Source organism: Nocardioides sp. WG-D5 (assembly GCF_054031175.1).
This window is the reverse complement of record NZ_CM132928.1, coordinates 104,685-117,437: the sequence shown is the minus strand read 5'-3', so window position 1 is coordinate 117,437 and position 12,753 is coordinate 104,685. Positions and strand designations below refer to the sequence as shown.

The following is a 12,753-nucleotide window of genomic DNA, read 5'->3' as shown; positions in this document are numbered from 1 at the left end:
GGTCGGCCTTCACGTTTACGCCTGCGCCGAGCCTACCACACAAAGCAAAATGAACCCAACCCGATCAGGGACAGGTATCCCAAACCAAACCCAGATCGCTGCTGGAACCCAGGCAAGTCAGGGAAATGGCACCCAACCCAGACACCCTGGCTTGGTAAATCTCCCAACCCAAACCCGGTATTGGCCCCACCCGTGCTGGAACCCAGACCCGAGACCAGACGGACACACACCAAGCCTCCCCACACGATCCGCGGCCAGCGCAGCGCCCTGATTCAGACCCGCCCAGCCCGCCACAGAGCCAACCCGAGCCACAGAGCCGCAGCAGCAACGAGTCCGCCCCAGGCGATCCGCAACGCGTGCGGCAAGAAATACTGGGGCAGCATGGTGACCAGGAGAGCCGCAAGCGGTACTGCGCTCCAGCGGGGGAGGGACCCCGAGCGCCAGACGGCGATCGCGACGAGCACGGCCGCGACAGCGATCAGCAGCAGCCCGATGGCGAAGACGGTCATCGCGGTCGGGTCGAGGCGGAAGTCGTTGCCGACGTCGGTCAGGCTGGCGTCACCGTCGGCGACCGCGCGCTGACCGATGGCCTTGAGCCCGTAGACCTCCGCTCCGTAGTAGGAGATGGTCAGGCCGGAGCCGATGTAGCCGGTGGTCGCGGCGAGGAACGCGGTCCTCTCCTGCGCGGTGTCCTCGAGAAAGCCGCGGATCGCGCCGTAGCCGAGAGGGATCAGGATGAGACCGACGATGGCGCTGATGTGCGCAATGCTCCAGCCGGCGGAGGCTCAGGACGCCGCGCCGTCGAGCGTCGTCTGATCGGTGCGCGGAGCTGCGGCCTCATAGACGGCGAAGAGGACGCCGGCGATCGCCAGGGCGATCGCGCCCAGGCGCGTGCGTTGGACGGGGGAGACGTGGGGAGAGGTGTGGGGGACGGCCACTGCTGAGCTCCTCGGCGGGCGCGATGAGAGCGGTGCTCTCGGTTGCGCCCGATGATGACATCGCCCGGCGTGCCCCGCACACGATTTTCCCGACCTTCACCCCTGGCGATCCGATCGCCGCGATAACAAGACCGATAGGCCAAAGCGCTATCGCACAGCCTGGTTACGTGCCGCGATACCGCACAGACAACCGCCCCGAGAAGAGGGGCTCCGGCGAACGCCGAAGCCCCTCCGAGATCCGCTCGAGGTCAGGACGCCGCGAACGTACGCCCGATCTTTAGCGCCTGCTCGGTGGCGCCTCCGAAGACGAACTCGAAGCGCTTGGCGGTGGTGAAGTAGCGATGGGCCTCGCCGTCGAGGTCGATGCCGACACCGCCGTGGACGTGGACGGTGGTGTGGGCGAGGCGGTGGGCGGCATCGGCGGCCCAGAGCTTGGCGACCGCGACCTGTTCGGCGGCAGGCAGCCCCGAGGAGACCCGCCAGACGGCCTGCCAGAGGGTGAGCCGCTGGGCGAGTACGTCGATGAACCCGTCGGCCAGGCGCTGTGAGACGGCCTGGAAGGTGCCGATGGCACGGCCGAACTGCTCCCGGGTCTTGGCGTAGGAGGAGGTGAGGTCGAGGGCGCCCTCGGTGACGCCCAGCAGCTCGGCGGCAGCGGCGACGGTCAGGAGCTCACCCAGCCGGTCGGCAGCAGAGGCGTCGCCGATGCGGCGGGCTGGCGCCGATGCGAACGAGACCTGCGCTGTGACGTCTCCGTCGCTGGTGTGCTGAGCCTGGCGGTCGACGCCGGCGGCCGACGCCTCCACCAGGAAGACCCCGACGGTGCCGTCCGGCACCGAGGCGGTGACCAGGAACGCGTCGGCGATCATCCCGGCTCTGATCAGCGTCTTCACGCCCGTGATCGTGTCGCCCGTGGCGATGACGGTGGGGGAGTCGGGCAGATGGGAGTGCTCCTCGGCGACCGCGGCACACAGCACCCGCGACCCGTCGGCAACGCCGGTCAGCGCGTCCGCAGCGGTCTCCGAGAGGAGCAGCCCGCAGGGCCCGTGCACGGCGAGCGGCACCGGCGCGACGCGTCGCCCGGCCTCGACGAGCACCCGGCACAGCTCGACGAGCCCGAGCCCGGCACCGTCATGAGCCTCGGGGAGATGGAGCCCCAGCAGCCCGGCCTCGCCGAGCGCGGACCAGAGGTCGGGGTCGAAGCGGCCGCGGTCGCCGGCGTCCGCCTCGGCCGTACGCAGCCGCTCGAGCGAGGTGGCATCGCCGATGATCTTCGCCGCGAGCTCGGCGGCGTCGTCGGATTCGGTGGTGAAGGAGAAGTCCATGAGGTGTCCTCGGGGGTCGGGGTGGTCAGCGCTTGGCGGCGGGGAGGCCGAGGCCCACGTAGCCGATGATGTCTCGCTGGATCTCGTTGGTGCCGCCGCCGAAGGTCATGACCAGCGACGAGCGGTGGAACCGCTCCAGGCGGCCGGCGAGCACGGCGCCGGGGGAGTCGGCCGTCACCCCGGCGTGCGGGCCGACGATCTCCATGAGGGTCCGGTAGACCTCGGTCGCCAGCTCCGAGCCGTACACCTTGGTCGCCGACGCCTCGGCCGGCGAGAGCGCGACCCCGTGGTCGGCGTCGGAGGCGAGCTTCCAGTTGACCAGCGAGAGCGCCTCGATCCGCGCGTGCGCCCGGCCCAGCGCGACCTGCACCCACTCGGAGTCGATCACCCGGCTGCCGTCGGGCACGACGGTGGTGCGTGCCCACTCCTTGACCAGCCCGAGCGAGTGCACCAGCGGCGCCGCCGAGGTGAGCGCGACCCGCTCGTGGTTGAGCTGGTTGGTCATCAGTGCCCAGCCCCCTCCGCGCGAGGAGACGAGGTTCGAGGCCGGCACGCGGACGTCGGAGTAGTAGGTCGCCGAGGTGCCGACGCCGGCGACGGTCTGGACCGGCGTATAGGAGAAGCCCTCCGACGACGTCGGCACCAGGATCATCGACAGCCCCTTGTGGCGCGACGCCTCGGGCTCCGTCCGGCAGGCGAGCCAGATCCAGTCCGCATACTGGATCAGCGAGGTCCACATCTTCTGGCCGTTGATCACCCACTCACCGGTGCCCTCGTCGAGAACGGCGCGTGTCTGCAGCGAGGCGAGATCGGTCCCCGAGCCCGGCTCGGAGTAGCCGATCGAGAAGTGCAGCTCGCCGGCGAGGATCTTCGGCAGGAAGTACGCCTTCTGCTCCTCGGTCCCGAACCGCATGATCGTCGGGCCGACCGTGTTGAGCGTGAGATAGGGGATCGGCACCCCGGCCACGGCGGCGGCATCGGTGAAGATCAGCTGCTCCACCATGGAGCGGTCCTGGCCGCCGTACTCCTTCGGCCATCCGATCCCGAGCCAGCCGTCCGCGCCGATCTGCCGGATGGTCGAGAGGTAGACCTCCTTGTCGGCCTCGTCCCCGAACTCACCCGACGCTCGCGCGAGCGCGGCGCGACGCTCCGGCGTGACCAACTGGGCGAAATAGGAGTTGAGCTCTGAGCGAAGTTGCTCCTGGGCGGGTGTCAAGGCCACATGCATGTGATAAAACTAGAACAGGTTCTTGTTTTTGAATAGGCTCAGCTTGGAAAGACCAACGCGGAAGGTACGAAAATGGCCGACCCCACCACCCAGACCCGCACGCTCGACCACGGCTCCCAGCCGGAGCGCTTCGCGCGCGGTTGGCACTGCCTGGGTCTGGCCAGCGAGTTCAAGGACGGCAAGCCGCACGCGGTCGAGGCGTTCGGCGGCAAGCTGGTCGTCTGGGAGAACAGCAAGGGCGAGCTCGGCGTGCTCGACGGCTACTGCCGTCACATGGGCGGCGACCTCACCCAGGGCGCCGTGAAGGGTGACGAGGTCGGCTGTCCGTTCCACGATTGGCGCTGGGGCGCCGACGGCCGTTGCAAGCAGATCCCCTATGCCCGCCGCGTCCCGCTGCGCGCCCGCACCAAGGCGTACGAGACCGTGATCCGCAACGACTCGCTGCTGATCTGGCACGACCCCGAAGGCTCGAAGGCCGACTACGACATCCTGCCGCCGGAGCTGCCCGACATCAGCAACCGCGAGGTCTACACCGACTGGATCTGGAACACCGTCCCGATCAAGGGCAGCCACTGCCGCGAGCTGATCGACAACGTGGTCGACATGGCGCACTTCTACTACGTGCACTTCGCCTTCCCGACCGACTTCCGCAACGTCTTCGAGGACCACACCGCGACGCAGTACATGGCCTCGAAGGGGCGGCCCGACGTGGCCGGCGGCTACGGCGACGCCGACATGTTCCTGAAGTCCGAGGCGACCTACTACGGCCCGGCGTACATGATCAACTGGCTCGAGGTCGACTACAAGGGCTTCGTGACCGAGGTGATCCTGATCAACTGCCACATCCCGACCGGTCCGGACTCGTTCCTCCTGCAGTACGGCATCACCGTCAAGAAGCCCGAGGGCCTCGACGACAAGACCGCCAACTTCATCGGCAAGAAGTACGCCGACATGTTCGGCGACGGGTTCCTCCAGGACGTGGCGATCTGGGAGAACAAGGCGCCGGTGCAGAACCCGCTGCTGTGCGAGGAGGACGGCCCGGTCTACCAGCTGCGCCGCTGGTACGAGCAGTTCTACGTCGACGTCGCCGACATCGAGCCGGAGATGCGTGCCCGCTTCGAGTTCGAGGTCGACACCACCAAGGCCAACGAGTTCTGGCACGAGGAGGTCGCCGAGAACCTCCGCCGGATCGAGGCGGAGAAGGCCGAAACCGAGGCCGCCGCGTCGAGCGACGCCGGGGTCAGTTGATGGCCTCGTTCGTCCCGACGTCGCAGGAGACCATCGAGGACCAGCGGCTCTACACCCAGGCCCGCCTGGTCGAGGTGGAGTGTCTCGACTGTCTCGCCCGCGTCGGGGTGAAGAAGAACAGCGAGCACCAGACCTCCGTCCAGTGGACGGCCGAGGCGCAGGCCCAGTGTCCGGATCTCGTACGCCGCAAGGCCGCCGCCGACGGCGCCCGGCTCGTCCACGCCCGCTGCCCTCGTCTGGCCGCGTCCATCGAAGCAGCCGTCGCCGACGGCCGGATCCAGATCGGAGCCGAGGATGGCTACTGACTCCTTCCTGCTGCCCGTCAGCGACGTCGTCAAGGAGACAGCCGACGCACACTCGATCGTCTTCGAGCTCCCCGAGGACGTGAGGCACGCCTTCCAGCCCAAGCCTGGACAGTTCCTCACCGTCGCGGTGCCGAGCGACCGTGACGGCCTCGCGGCCCGCTGCTACTCGCTCTCCAGCGCGCCCGGCGACCCGCTGACCGTGACCGTCAAGCGCACCGTCGACGGCTACGCCTCCAACTGGATCTGCGACAATCTCCGTCCCGGCGACACCCTCCGCGTGCTCCCGCCGAGCGGGATCTTCACCCCCGCCGACATCGACGCCGACTTCCTGCTCTTCGCCGGCGGATCGGGCGTCACCCCGATCATCTCGATCGCCCGGACCGCTCTCCGGGAGGGCACCGGCCGGATCGTGGTCTTCTACGCCAACCGCGACGAACGCTCGGTGATCTTCGCCGAGGAGTGGGCGCGGCTGGCCGCCGAGCATCCGGACCGGCTCCAGGTGGTCCACTGGCTCGAGTCGGTCCAGGGGCTGCCCACCGGGGAACAGCTCAAGGCTTTCGCGGCCGACCGTCTGACGTACGACGCCTTCGTCTGTGGCCCGGCGCCGTTCATGAAGGCCACGATCGCGGCGCTCAAGGAGCTGGAGTTCCCGCGGGCACGCCGGCACCAGGAGAAGTTCGCGTCCCTGGGCGGCAACCCGTTCGGTGACGTCGCCCCGGTCGAGGAGGCCGAGGCGGAGGTCATCGAGGGCGACGGTGTCGCCCAGCAGCCGGTGACGCTGGAGATCGAGCTCGACGGCACCACGACAACGTACGACGACTGGGACCCGGGCACACCGATGCTCGACTTCCTGGAGTCGAAGGGGGTCAAGGCGCCCTACTCCTGCCGCGAGGGCGAGTGCTCGGCGTGCGCCTTCCGGCTGCTCGAGGGCGAGGTGAAGATGGCGCGCAACGACGTGCTTGAGCAGGAGGACCTCGACGACGGGATCCGGCTCGGCTGCCAGTCGCTGCCGACCACCGACACCGTCCGCGGCACCTACTCCTGAGGCACCCGCGGGAGACACAGATCACCAACCGGTTGCCAGGTCGTCGCTCCGGGCGCGATAGTGTCGCGCTGCCCGAACCACCTCCCACCGGGTCATCCGCAGCGAACCGGATCGGCTGACCACTGGGACTCAAGCGAGGTTTCCCCCTACGTGTTCAATCGCAACTTCTACGCCGCCCAGGACGACCGACGGTTCGTCGTCGGCTATGCCCTCGACCTCGGTTTCCGGGTCTTCGACGCCTACTCGGCCCCTGGCCAGCCGCTGAGCGAGATCACCACGACGGCCTCGGCCTCGCTGCTGGCGGCTCGGCCCGCGTTCAAGCTCTACGCCCCCAACACCGGCCCCGAGCCGGTGATCACCCGGGTCGAGCTGGACGAGTCCGAGTTCGGTCCGTCGGCCTATGAGTACCAGTGCAGCGGCTGGGGCCTGATCAGCCTCAACTTCGGTGGCGTGGTCGGTCTCGGCGGCCTCGGCTGGAGCACCCTGACCACCATGGCCGAGGCCCGCGCGACCCGCTGGCACGCCGTCGAGCCGATCGGTCCCGCTCCCTCGGAGTGGAACTGGCCCGCCGTCGACGACGCCGCGGTGAAGATGTTCGAGGCGATCACCTCGATGGCCGGATCCGCCGTCGGCGACAGCCCGATCCTGGCGGCCGCGGGGCAGCTGATCAAGGACAAGGGTCTGCTCTACGAGTCCGGCGGCGGGCTGCACGCCCGGCCGGGCCTCGGCTGACGCCTGCTCGGTTGTTGATACGCCGGGCGTATCAATGCCGGGCATATCGATACTTCCCAACATCAGGTCGGCGCTCCTAGATTCTCGGGCATGGACGTCACCCGTGTAGCCAGCCGTGCCCCGGTCCGCCGCGAGCAGGTGGCGTCGTGAACGCGGTCGACGTGCACCATGTCGTCTCGGGCCGGACGGACGGTCCGGTGGTGGTGCTGTCCAACTCGCTGGGCGCCACCCACGCCATGTGGGACGAGAACCTCCACGATCTCGAGCAGCACTTCCGCGTGGTGCGCTACGACACCCGCGGCCACGGCGCGTCGCCCGTGCCCGCCGGCCCCTACTCGATCGACGACCTCGCCGACGACGTCGTCGCCCTCCTGGACCGCCTGGGTGTCGAGCGAGCCCACTTCGTCGGCCTCTCGCTCGGCGGCATGACCGGCATGCGGCTCGCCGCACGCAACCCCGACCGCGTCGACCGCCTCGTCCTCTTGTGCACCGGCGCGCACCTGGCCCCGTCGTCGGCCTGGCGCGACCGCGCGGCGACGGTCCGGACCCGGGGGACCCAGGCCGTCGCCGAGGCGGTCGTCGCCCGCTGGTTCACCCCTGGCTTCCTCGAGACCAGCCCCGAGGTGAAGGCGTCCTGCGAGGCGATGGTCGCCGAGACTCCCGCCGAGGGGTACGCCGGCTGCTGCGAGGTCATCGCCGCCATGGACCTGCGCGACGACCTGCCCGCGATCACCGCACCGACCCTGGCCATCGCCGGTGCCGATGACCCAGCCACGCCGCCTCCGCATCTGAAGGAGATCGCCGAGACGGTCGAGGACGGTCGGCTGCTGGTGGTCCCCGACTCGGCGCACCTGGCCAGCGCCGAGCGGCCCGAGACCATCACCCCCGCGATCATCGACCACCTCCAGGGTTAACCACGTGCGGGAGGGTGCGCGACCTGACTAGGTTCGGGTCGATGCGAGAACCCGATGCCGCGTTCGCGGACCCCCGTCAGGCCGAGTTCTACGACGTCTTCGACAGCGACCGTTCCGATCTGGAGGTCTATGTCGCGATCGCCCACGAGGTCGGCGCCCATCGTGTCGTCGACATCGGTTGCGGCACGGGCTCGCTCGCGGTTCGACTGGCGGAGGAGGGGTTCACCGTGGCCGGCGTCGATCCTGCCGCAGCGTCCCTGGACGTCGCCCGCACCAAGCCACGTGCCGACCGCGTGACCTGGATCAACGGCGACGCGACCGCGCTTGCCGACCTTCCCGGTGGCGCCGACCTGGCCGTGATGACCGGCAACGTCGCCCAGGTCTTCGTCTCCGACCAGGACTGGTCCGTGACGCTCGCCGGCGTTCGCAGCGGTCTCCGCCCCGGTGGCTGGTTCGTCTTCGAGACCCGTCGCCCGGAGGCCCGAGCCTGGGAGGAGTGGGATCTCCCACCGACGACCGTCGACCTTCCGGACGGCCGCATCGCCGTCGTCACCCGCACGGTCACCGACGTCGACCTTCCGCTGGTCACCTTCCAGGGGTCGACCACCATCGGCGACGAGACCCTGACCTCGACCTCCACCCTCCGCTTCCGCGGCCGCGCCGAGATCGAGCGCGACCTCCTCGCTCACGGCTTCACCGTGAGCGAGGTACGCGACGCCCCGGATCGCCCGGGCAAGGAGGATGTCTTCCTCGCCCGATGTGGCGATCTCAGTGCTGCGGGGTGAGCACGTCGAAGACCACCTCCTCCTCGGTCCCGGCAGCCAGCCGCCAGACGGCGTCGGCGATCTTGTCCGGGTCGAGGGTGGCGTAGGGGGCGGGGGTGCCGGGCTCGGTGAGCATCTGGTGGATGTCGCCGCGCTCGATGAGGCCGCCGACGACGAGCGAGCCGACGTGAATGCCGTCCTCGGCCACGGCTGCGGCGAGGGTGCGGGCGTAGGTCCGCAGTGCGCCCGAGGCGGGGGCGTACGGGCCGAGGAAGGGGAGCGGGACGAGCGCGCTGACCCCGGAGACGTACACCAGGGAGCCGCTGCCGCGGGAACGCATCGTGGGCAGCATGAGCGAGGCGACCTCGGCGGCGGGCTCGACGATCTCGGCGGTCGCGCGGCGGATCTCAGCGGGGCCGGTCTCGAGGATGCCGACCGTCGGTGCGCTCAGGTCGTGGGCGCCGGGACCGTGGTAGACGACGTCGATCGGACCGAGCTCGGCGGTGATCTCGGCGAGGGCGCGGCTGATGCCGCCGGGCTCTCGTAGGTCGGCGGCCACCGCGACGGCCGGCACTCCGCTGTCCGCCAGCGTCTCCAGGTAGCCGGGGTGGCGGTCCGCGCTGCGAGAGACCAGCCCGACGGCGTACCCCTCCTCGGCGAACCGCTGCGCCACCGACGTCCCCAGGCCGGGGCCGGCGCCCAGGACCGCGATCGTGCTCATCTTCCTCTCCCTCATGGATAGGTTGCTGATGTCAGCAACCCTCGCCGTCCGGCGGCGCTCGCGGAAGAAGGCACTTCAATGTCAGATGGGAACACCGATGTGCCCCAGCACATCGTGAGCGTGGCTCTCGGCCCCGGGCTGCCGGAGCTGGTCCCGGCCGGGGACTACGAGGCGTGTCCGGTGACGCAGACCCTGCAGATGCTCGGGGACAAGTGGACCCTGCTGGTGCTGGTGATGCTCGCCGAGCGCCCGCACCGCTACAACGAGCTGCGCCGCCGGGTCGAGGGGATCAGCCAGCGCATGCTCACCCGGACCCTGCGCACGCTGGAGGAGGACGGGATCGTGACGCGTACGGTCTTCCCGACGATCCCGCCGGGTGTGGAGTACGCCCTGAGCGACCGCGGCCGGGAGTTGCTGGTTCCGCTCGCCGGACTCGCGCAGTGGGTGGTGAGCGGCCGGGCGGCCTGACGCGTCAGAACCCGCGGGTCCAGAAGACCTCCTCGTGGAGGTGGCGGGAGCGCCAGCCGTCCGGCGTACGCACGAAGTTGTGCCGGTAGCGGCCGCCGACCTCGACGACGCGCTCGCCGCCGGACCCGTCGGCGATCACCATCGGGTTGTCGAAGTACGCCACGACGTCCGCCCCCTCGTCGGTGAAGGTGATCGCGACCTGGCCGATCGTGTGCAGCCGCTTGCTCGAGAACGCCGGCAGCATCTCGGCGAGCCATTTCTTGACGTCGGCGACCTCGCCGACGGTGCCGCCGGACTCGGAGTAGTCGATCGTGGCGTCAGCGGCGAACACCGTGTCGAGTGCGTCCCAGTCACCGTCGTCGACGGCCAGGGTGTAGCGGGTCAGCGCGTCGGTGATCTCGGCGCGGTCGATGAGCTCTTGGACGCCTTCGATGTGCGCGGTCATGGCAGGTCTCCTTCAGCGAGGTGAGAGGACGATGACCGGGATCTCCCGGTCGGTCCAGGTCTGGTAGGTCTCGAAGTCCGCGTACGTCTCCAGCAGCTGCGGCCACAGCGCGGCCCGCTCGGCGGGGTCGGCGACGCGGGCCCGGACGAGGCTGCGGCCGCTGCGGGGGAGGCGGACGGCGACGTCGGGCTGGGCGCGCAGGTTGGCGACCCACTGCGGATCCTTCGGCAGCCCGCCCTGGGAGCCGACGACGACCAGGTCGGGGCCGGACCGCATGAACAGCAGGGGAGTGCTGAAGGTGCGGCCCGACGTGCGGCCGATGTGCTCGAGGAGGAGCACCGGCGCGGGCTTGCGCCAGCCCGCCATCACCCGCCACCGACCGCCGACCCGGCCGTTGGTCAGCTTGAAGAGCGCCGCGTTGGCACGGGCGCCGTACTTGATGACCCTCGCCGTCAGCGGCGAGTCCAGGCCAGCAGGACGATCGAGAGAAGGAGACATGGCGAACACTCTGGCAGAAACTTAGAACACGTTCTAGTGTTGGCCCATGCGCTTCACCTATGCCGAGGCAATGACGCAGGCCGACTACTACGCACCGCTGGCTCAGGCGGCGGAGGCCGCCGGCTACACGAGCATGACCGTGGCCGACAGCCTGATCTATCCCGAGGAGTCCGACTCCACCTATCCCTACACCGACACCGGCGACCGGGAGTTCCTGCAGGGCAAGGAGTTCATCGAGGCGTTCATCCTGTGCGCCCACCTCTTCGCGGTCACCGAGACGCTGCGCCTGACGCCGTTCGTGGTGAAGCTGCCGGTCCGTCCGCCCGTGCTGGCCGCCAAGCAGGCCTCGAGCCTCGCCTTCCTCTCCGGCAACCGGCTCGGCCTCGGCGTCGGGCTGTCCCCGTGGCCGGAGGACTTCGCCGCCCTCGGCGTCGACTGGAAGCGGCGCGGGAAGCGGATGGACGAGTGCATGGACATCCTGCGAGGCCTCACCGACCCGAGCGGTGACTTCTTCGGCTACGACGGCGAGTTCTACGAGTTCGCGCCGCTCCAGCAACGTCCGGCGCCGACCGAGAAGATCCCGCTCCTCGTCGGTGGCCACGCCGACGCCGCGCTGCGCCGGGCGGTCCTCAAGGGCGACGGCTGGATGCACGCCGGTGGCGACGGCGAGGAGCTCGACCGCCTGCTGGTGCGCCTCGCCGAGATCCGACGCGAGGAGGGTGACACCCGGGACGACTTCGAGGTCCACGTGATCAGCTACGACGCGTACGACCTCGACGGGATCAAACGGCTCGAGGACAAGGGCGTGACCGACTGCATCGTCGGCTTCCGCGATCCCTACGTGAAGGGCGCCGACCCGGAGCCGCTGGAGAAGAAGATCAAGCACCTGGAGTGGTACGCGGAGAACATCATCGCGAAGGCGAACGGATGACCTCGCCGGAGCCCAGCGCGGCGTACGGCCTGACCGAGCCGCTGCAGCGGGCGATCGCGGACGCGGAGGAGCTGATCGCGAACGCGCCCTTCATCCGGACCGAGGCCGACCGGCTCGAGGGCTATGAGTACCTCTCCGGCCGGATCCGGATGGCGATGCAGACGGCGTTCGACTACGACCTCGAGCAGCCGCTCTTCGTGAACCCGACCCACCAGTTCTCCAAGCAGGGCCTGGACAACCCCGACGCCATCTACCTCAACGCCTACCTGCGAGAAGGCGTCGAGTACGTCGTCCGCGGCCGCCGTGGGACGAGCGCCGACCTCTCCTTCCAGGTGATGGGTGGCGCCTACACCGCGGATGCCGCCGCGACCAGCCTGATGGCCTTCGACGACCGCAAGCTCCAGCTCGACGACGACGGGTCCTTCGAGTTCACCTACACCGCGGAACCGGGCGCGAAGACCCTGATCGTGCGCGAGGTGTTCAACGACTGGGACACCGAGACCCGCGGCACGATCACCATCGAGCGCCCCGACACCCTCGGTCGCCCGCGCCGCCCGCTCACCCAGGAGCTGCTCCGGAAGAAGTACGAGGTCGCCGCCCGGTCGCTGACCGGCTCGATCCAGACCTGGTTCGCCTTCCCCCAGTTTTTCCAGTACAAGGAGCCGGTCAACACCCTCACCGTCCCGGCGCGCACGCCCGGCGGGCTGGAGTCGCAGTTCTCCTCGATCGGCCACTACGAGCTGGCCGAGGACGAGGCGCTCGTGGTCGAGGTGCCCCGGTGCGACGACTGCTCCTACCAGGGGTTCCAGATAGGGTCCGACTGGTACGCATCGACCGACTACGAGACCCACCAGACCAGCCTCACCAAGGCCCAGGCGGTCACCGATCCCGACGGCGTGATGCGCTTCGTGATCTCCGAGCGCCCGCCCCTGGACGGGAAGCCGATCGCCAACTGGCTCGAGACCACCGGCCACCGCACCGGCTCGGTGATGCTCCGCTGGCAGCGGCTCGAGCGCGACCTCACCGCTGCCGACGGTCCGGTGGTCCACAAGGTGGGCCTCGGGGACGTACGTGACCTGCTGCCGCACACCGAGACGCTGAACCCTGGGGGGTATGCGGAGAGGATCACCGCACGTCAGCGGGCAGTTGCGCGCCGGATGCTCAGCTGAGGTAGGGCGCGACGCGAAGGCG

At 69.5% G+C, this 12,753-nt stretch carries 16 protein-coding genes; 9 read left to right on the top strand and 7 right to left on the bottom strand.

From position 1 onward, the window contains the following. Positions 1-272: 272 nt before the first annotated feature. The 4 genes from ACWZJV_RS00615 to ACWZJV_RS00600 form a co-directional block, all read right to left on the bottom strand. On the bottom strand, positions 273-509 hold the full coding sequence (locus ACWZJV_RS00615; RefSeq protein WP_457179854.1) for a hypothetical protein: 237 nt from the start codon (positions 507-509) through the stop codon (positions 273-275). Between the two features lie 276 nt (positions 510-785). Beyond that, positions 786-938 (bottom strand): hypothetical protein, encoded by a 153-nt coding sequence (locus ACWZJV_RS00610; protein ID WP_457179853.1) that lies wholly within the window; start codon positions 936-938, stop codon positions 786-788. 248 nt (positions 939-1,186) lie between these two features. Next, positions 1,187-2,263, bottom strand: a complete 1,077-nt coding sequence (locus tag ACWZJV_RS00605; protein WP_457179852.1) for an acyl-CoA dehydrogenase family protein — start codon at positions 2,261-2,263, stop codon at positions 1,187-1,189. Between the two features lie 25 nt (positions 2,264-2,288). Continuing rightward, positions 2,289-3,491, bottom strand: coding sequence for an acyl-CoA dehydrogenase family protein (locus ACWZJV_RS00600; RefSeq protein ID WP_457179851.1), 1,203 nt, complete (start codon positions 3,489-3,491; stop codon positions 2,289-2,291). Positions 3,492-3,563: 72 nt separating this feature from the next. Here ACWZJV_RS00600 and ACWZJV_RS00595 point away from each other — a divergent pair, with 72 nt between their 5' ends. From ACWZJV_RS00595 to ACWZJV_RS00570, 6 genes are all read left to right on the top strand, one after another. Continuing rightward, a complete protein-coding gene (locus tag ACWZJV_RS00595; protein WP_457179850.1) occupies positions 3,564-4,739 on the top strand; it encodes a Rieske 2Fe-2S domain-containing protein in 1,176 nt (391 codons plus the stop codon). After that, positions 4,739-5,044, top strand: coding sequence for a hypothetical protein (locus ACWZJV_RS00590; protein ID WP_008360072.1), 306 nt, complete (start codon positions 4,739-4,741; stop codon positions 5,042-5,044). Before ACWZJV_RS00595 ends, ACWZJV_RS00590 begins: the two co-directional genes overlap by 1 nt. Next, positions 5,034-6,089 carry a ferredoxin--NADP reductase gene (locus tag ACWZJV_RS00585; protein WP_008360070.1) on the top strand — a complete coding sequence of 352 codons (1,056 nt, stop codon included), beginning with the start codon at positions 5,034-5,036 and terminating at the stop codon, positions 6,087-6,089. The genes ACWZJV_RS00590 and ACWZJV_RS00585 overlap by 11 nt, the downstream gene beginning before the upstream one ends. Positions 6,090-6,239: 150 nt before the next feature. Further along, the gene (locus tag ACWZJV_RS00580; RefSeq protein WP_040755498.1) at positions 6,240-6,821 is read left to right on the top strand and encodes a hypothetical protein; all 582 of its coding nucleotides are present in this window, start codon (positions 6,240-6,242) and stop codon (positions 6,819-6,821) included. Positions 6,822-6,967: 146 nt separating this feature from the next. After that, entirely contained in the window at positions 6,968-7,735 is a 768-nt protein-coding gene (gene pcaD / locus ACWZJV_RS00575; protein ID WP_457179849.1) for a 3-oxoadipate enol-lactonase, read from the top strand. 41 nt (positions 7,736-7,776) lie between these two features. Then, the gene (locus ACWZJV_RS00570; protein WP_457179848.1) at positions 7,777-8,520 is read left to right on the top strand and encodes a class I SAM-dependent methyltransferase; all 744 of its coding nucleotides are present in this window, start codon (positions 7,777-7,779) and stop codon (positions 8,518-8,520) included. Here the strand turns inward: ACWZJV_RS00570 and ACWZJV_RS00565 are convergent. Next, on the bottom strand, positions 8,504-9,220 hold the full coding sequence (locus tag ACWZJV_RS00565; protein ID WP_457179847.1) for an SDR family NAD(P)-dependent oxidoreductase: 717 nt from the start codon (positions 9,218-9,220) through the stop codon (positions 8,504-8,506). The genes ACWZJV_RS00570 and ACWZJV_RS00565 overlap by 17 nt on opposite strands. Before the next feature lie 78 nt (positions 9,221-9,298). Here ACWZJV_RS00565 and ACWZJV_RS00560 point away from each other — a divergent pair, with 78 nt between their 5' ends. After that, entirely contained in the window at positions 9,299-9,688 is a 390-nt protein-coding gene (locus ACWZJV_RS00560; RefSeq protein WP_457179846.1) for a winged helix-turn-helix transcriptional regulator, read from the top strand. A 4-nt stretch (positions 9,689-9,692) separates the two neighbouring features. Here ACWZJV_RS00560 and ACWZJV_RS00555 read toward each other — a convergent pair whose 3' ends face one another. Both ACWZJV_RS00555 and ACWZJV_RS00550 read right to left on the bottom strand, forming a co-directional pair. Further along, the gene (locus tag ACWZJV_RS00555) at positions 9,693-10,133 is read right to left on the bottom strand and encodes a nuclear transport factor 2 family protein (protein ID WP_457179845.1); all 441 of its coding nucleotides are present in this window, start codon (positions 10,131-10,133) and stop codon (positions 9,693-9,695) included. 12 nt (positions 10,134-10,145) lie between these two features. Beyond that, the gene (locus ACWZJV_RS00550; protein WP_457179844.1) at positions 10,146-10,631 is read right to left on the bottom strand and encodes a nitroreductase/quinone reductase family protein; all 486 of its coding nucleotides are present in this window, start codon (positions 10,629-10,631) and stop codon (positions 10,146-10,148) included. A 46-nt stretch (positions 10,632-10,677) separates the two neighbouring features. Here ACWZJV_RS00550 and ACWZJV_RS00545 point away from each other — a divergent pair, with 46 nt between their 5' ends. Both ACWZJV_RS00545 and ACWZJV_RS00540 read left to right on the top strand, forming a co-directional pair. Continuing rightward, a complete protein-coding gene (locus tag ACWZJV_RS00545; protein ID WP_008360056.1) occupies positions 10,678-11,562 on the top strand; it encodes a TIGR03619 family F420-dependent LLM class oxidoreductase in 885 nt (294 codons plus the stop codon). Continuing rightward, complete coding sequence (locus ACWZJV_RS00540; RefSeq protein WP_457179843.1) at positions 11,559-12,731, top strand: hypothetical protein; 1,173 nt, start codon at positions 11,559-11,561, stop codon at positions 12,729-12,731. The genes ACWZJV_RS00545 and ACWZJV_RS00540 overlap by 4 nt, the downstream gene beginning before the upstream one ends. The last annotated feature ends 22 nt before the right edge of the window (positions 12,732-12,753 follow it).

Coding starts and splice junctions, on each gene's coding strand:
- ACWZJV_RS00550 (WP_457179844.1), bottom strand. CDS start 10,631: ATGTCTCCTTCTCTCGATCGTCCTGCTGGCCTGGACTCGCCGCTGACG.
- ACWZJV_RS00615 (WP_457179854.1), bottom strand. CDS start 509: ATGACCGTCTTCGCCATCGGGCTGCTGCTGATCGCTGTCGCGGCCGTG.
- ACWZJV_RS00570 (WP_457179848.1), top strand. CDS start 7,777: ATGCGAGAACCCGATGCCGCGTTCGCGGACCCCCGTCAGGCCGAGTTC.
- ACWZJV_RS00565 (WP_457179847.1), bottom strand. CDS start 9,220: ATGAGCACGATCGCGGTCCTGGGCGCCGGCCCCGGCCTGGGGACGTCG.
- ACWZJV_RS00605 (WP_457179852.1), bottom strand. CDS start 2,263: ATGGACTTCTCCTTCACCACCGAATCCGACGACGCCGCCGAGCTCGCG.
- ACWZJV_RS00560 (WP_457179846.1), top strand. CDS start 9,299: ATGTCAGATGGGAACACCGATGTGCCCCAGCACATCGTGAGCGTGGCT.
- ACWZJV_RS00600 (WP_457179851.1), bottom strand. CDS start 3,491: ATGCATGTGGCCTTGACACCCGCCCAGGAGCAACTTCGCTCAGAGCTC.
- ACWZJV_RS00590 (WP_008360072.1), top strand. CDS start 4,739: ATGGCCTCGTTCGTCCCGACGTCGCAGGAGACCATCGAGGACCAGCGG.
- ACWZJV_RS00540 (WP_457179843.1), top strand. CDS start 11,559: ATGACCTCGCCGGAGCCCAGCGCGGCGTACGGCCTGACCGAGCCGCTG.
- ACWZJV_RS00555 (WP_457179845.1), bottom strand. CDS start 10,133: ATGACCGCGCACATCGAAGGCGTCCAAGAGCTCATCGACCGCGCCGAG.
- ACWZJV_RS00595 (WP_457179850.1), top strand. CDS start 3,564: ATGGCCGACCCCACCACCCAGACCCGCACGCTCGACCACGGCTCCCAG.
- ACWZJV_RS00545 (WP_008360056.1), top strand. CDS start 10,678: ATGCGCTTCACCTATGCCGAGGCAATGACGCAGGCCGACTACTACGCA.
- ACWZJV_RS00585 (WP_008360070.1), top strand. CDS start 5,034: ATGGCTACTGACTCCTTCCTGCTGCCCGTCAGCGACGTCGTCAAGGAG.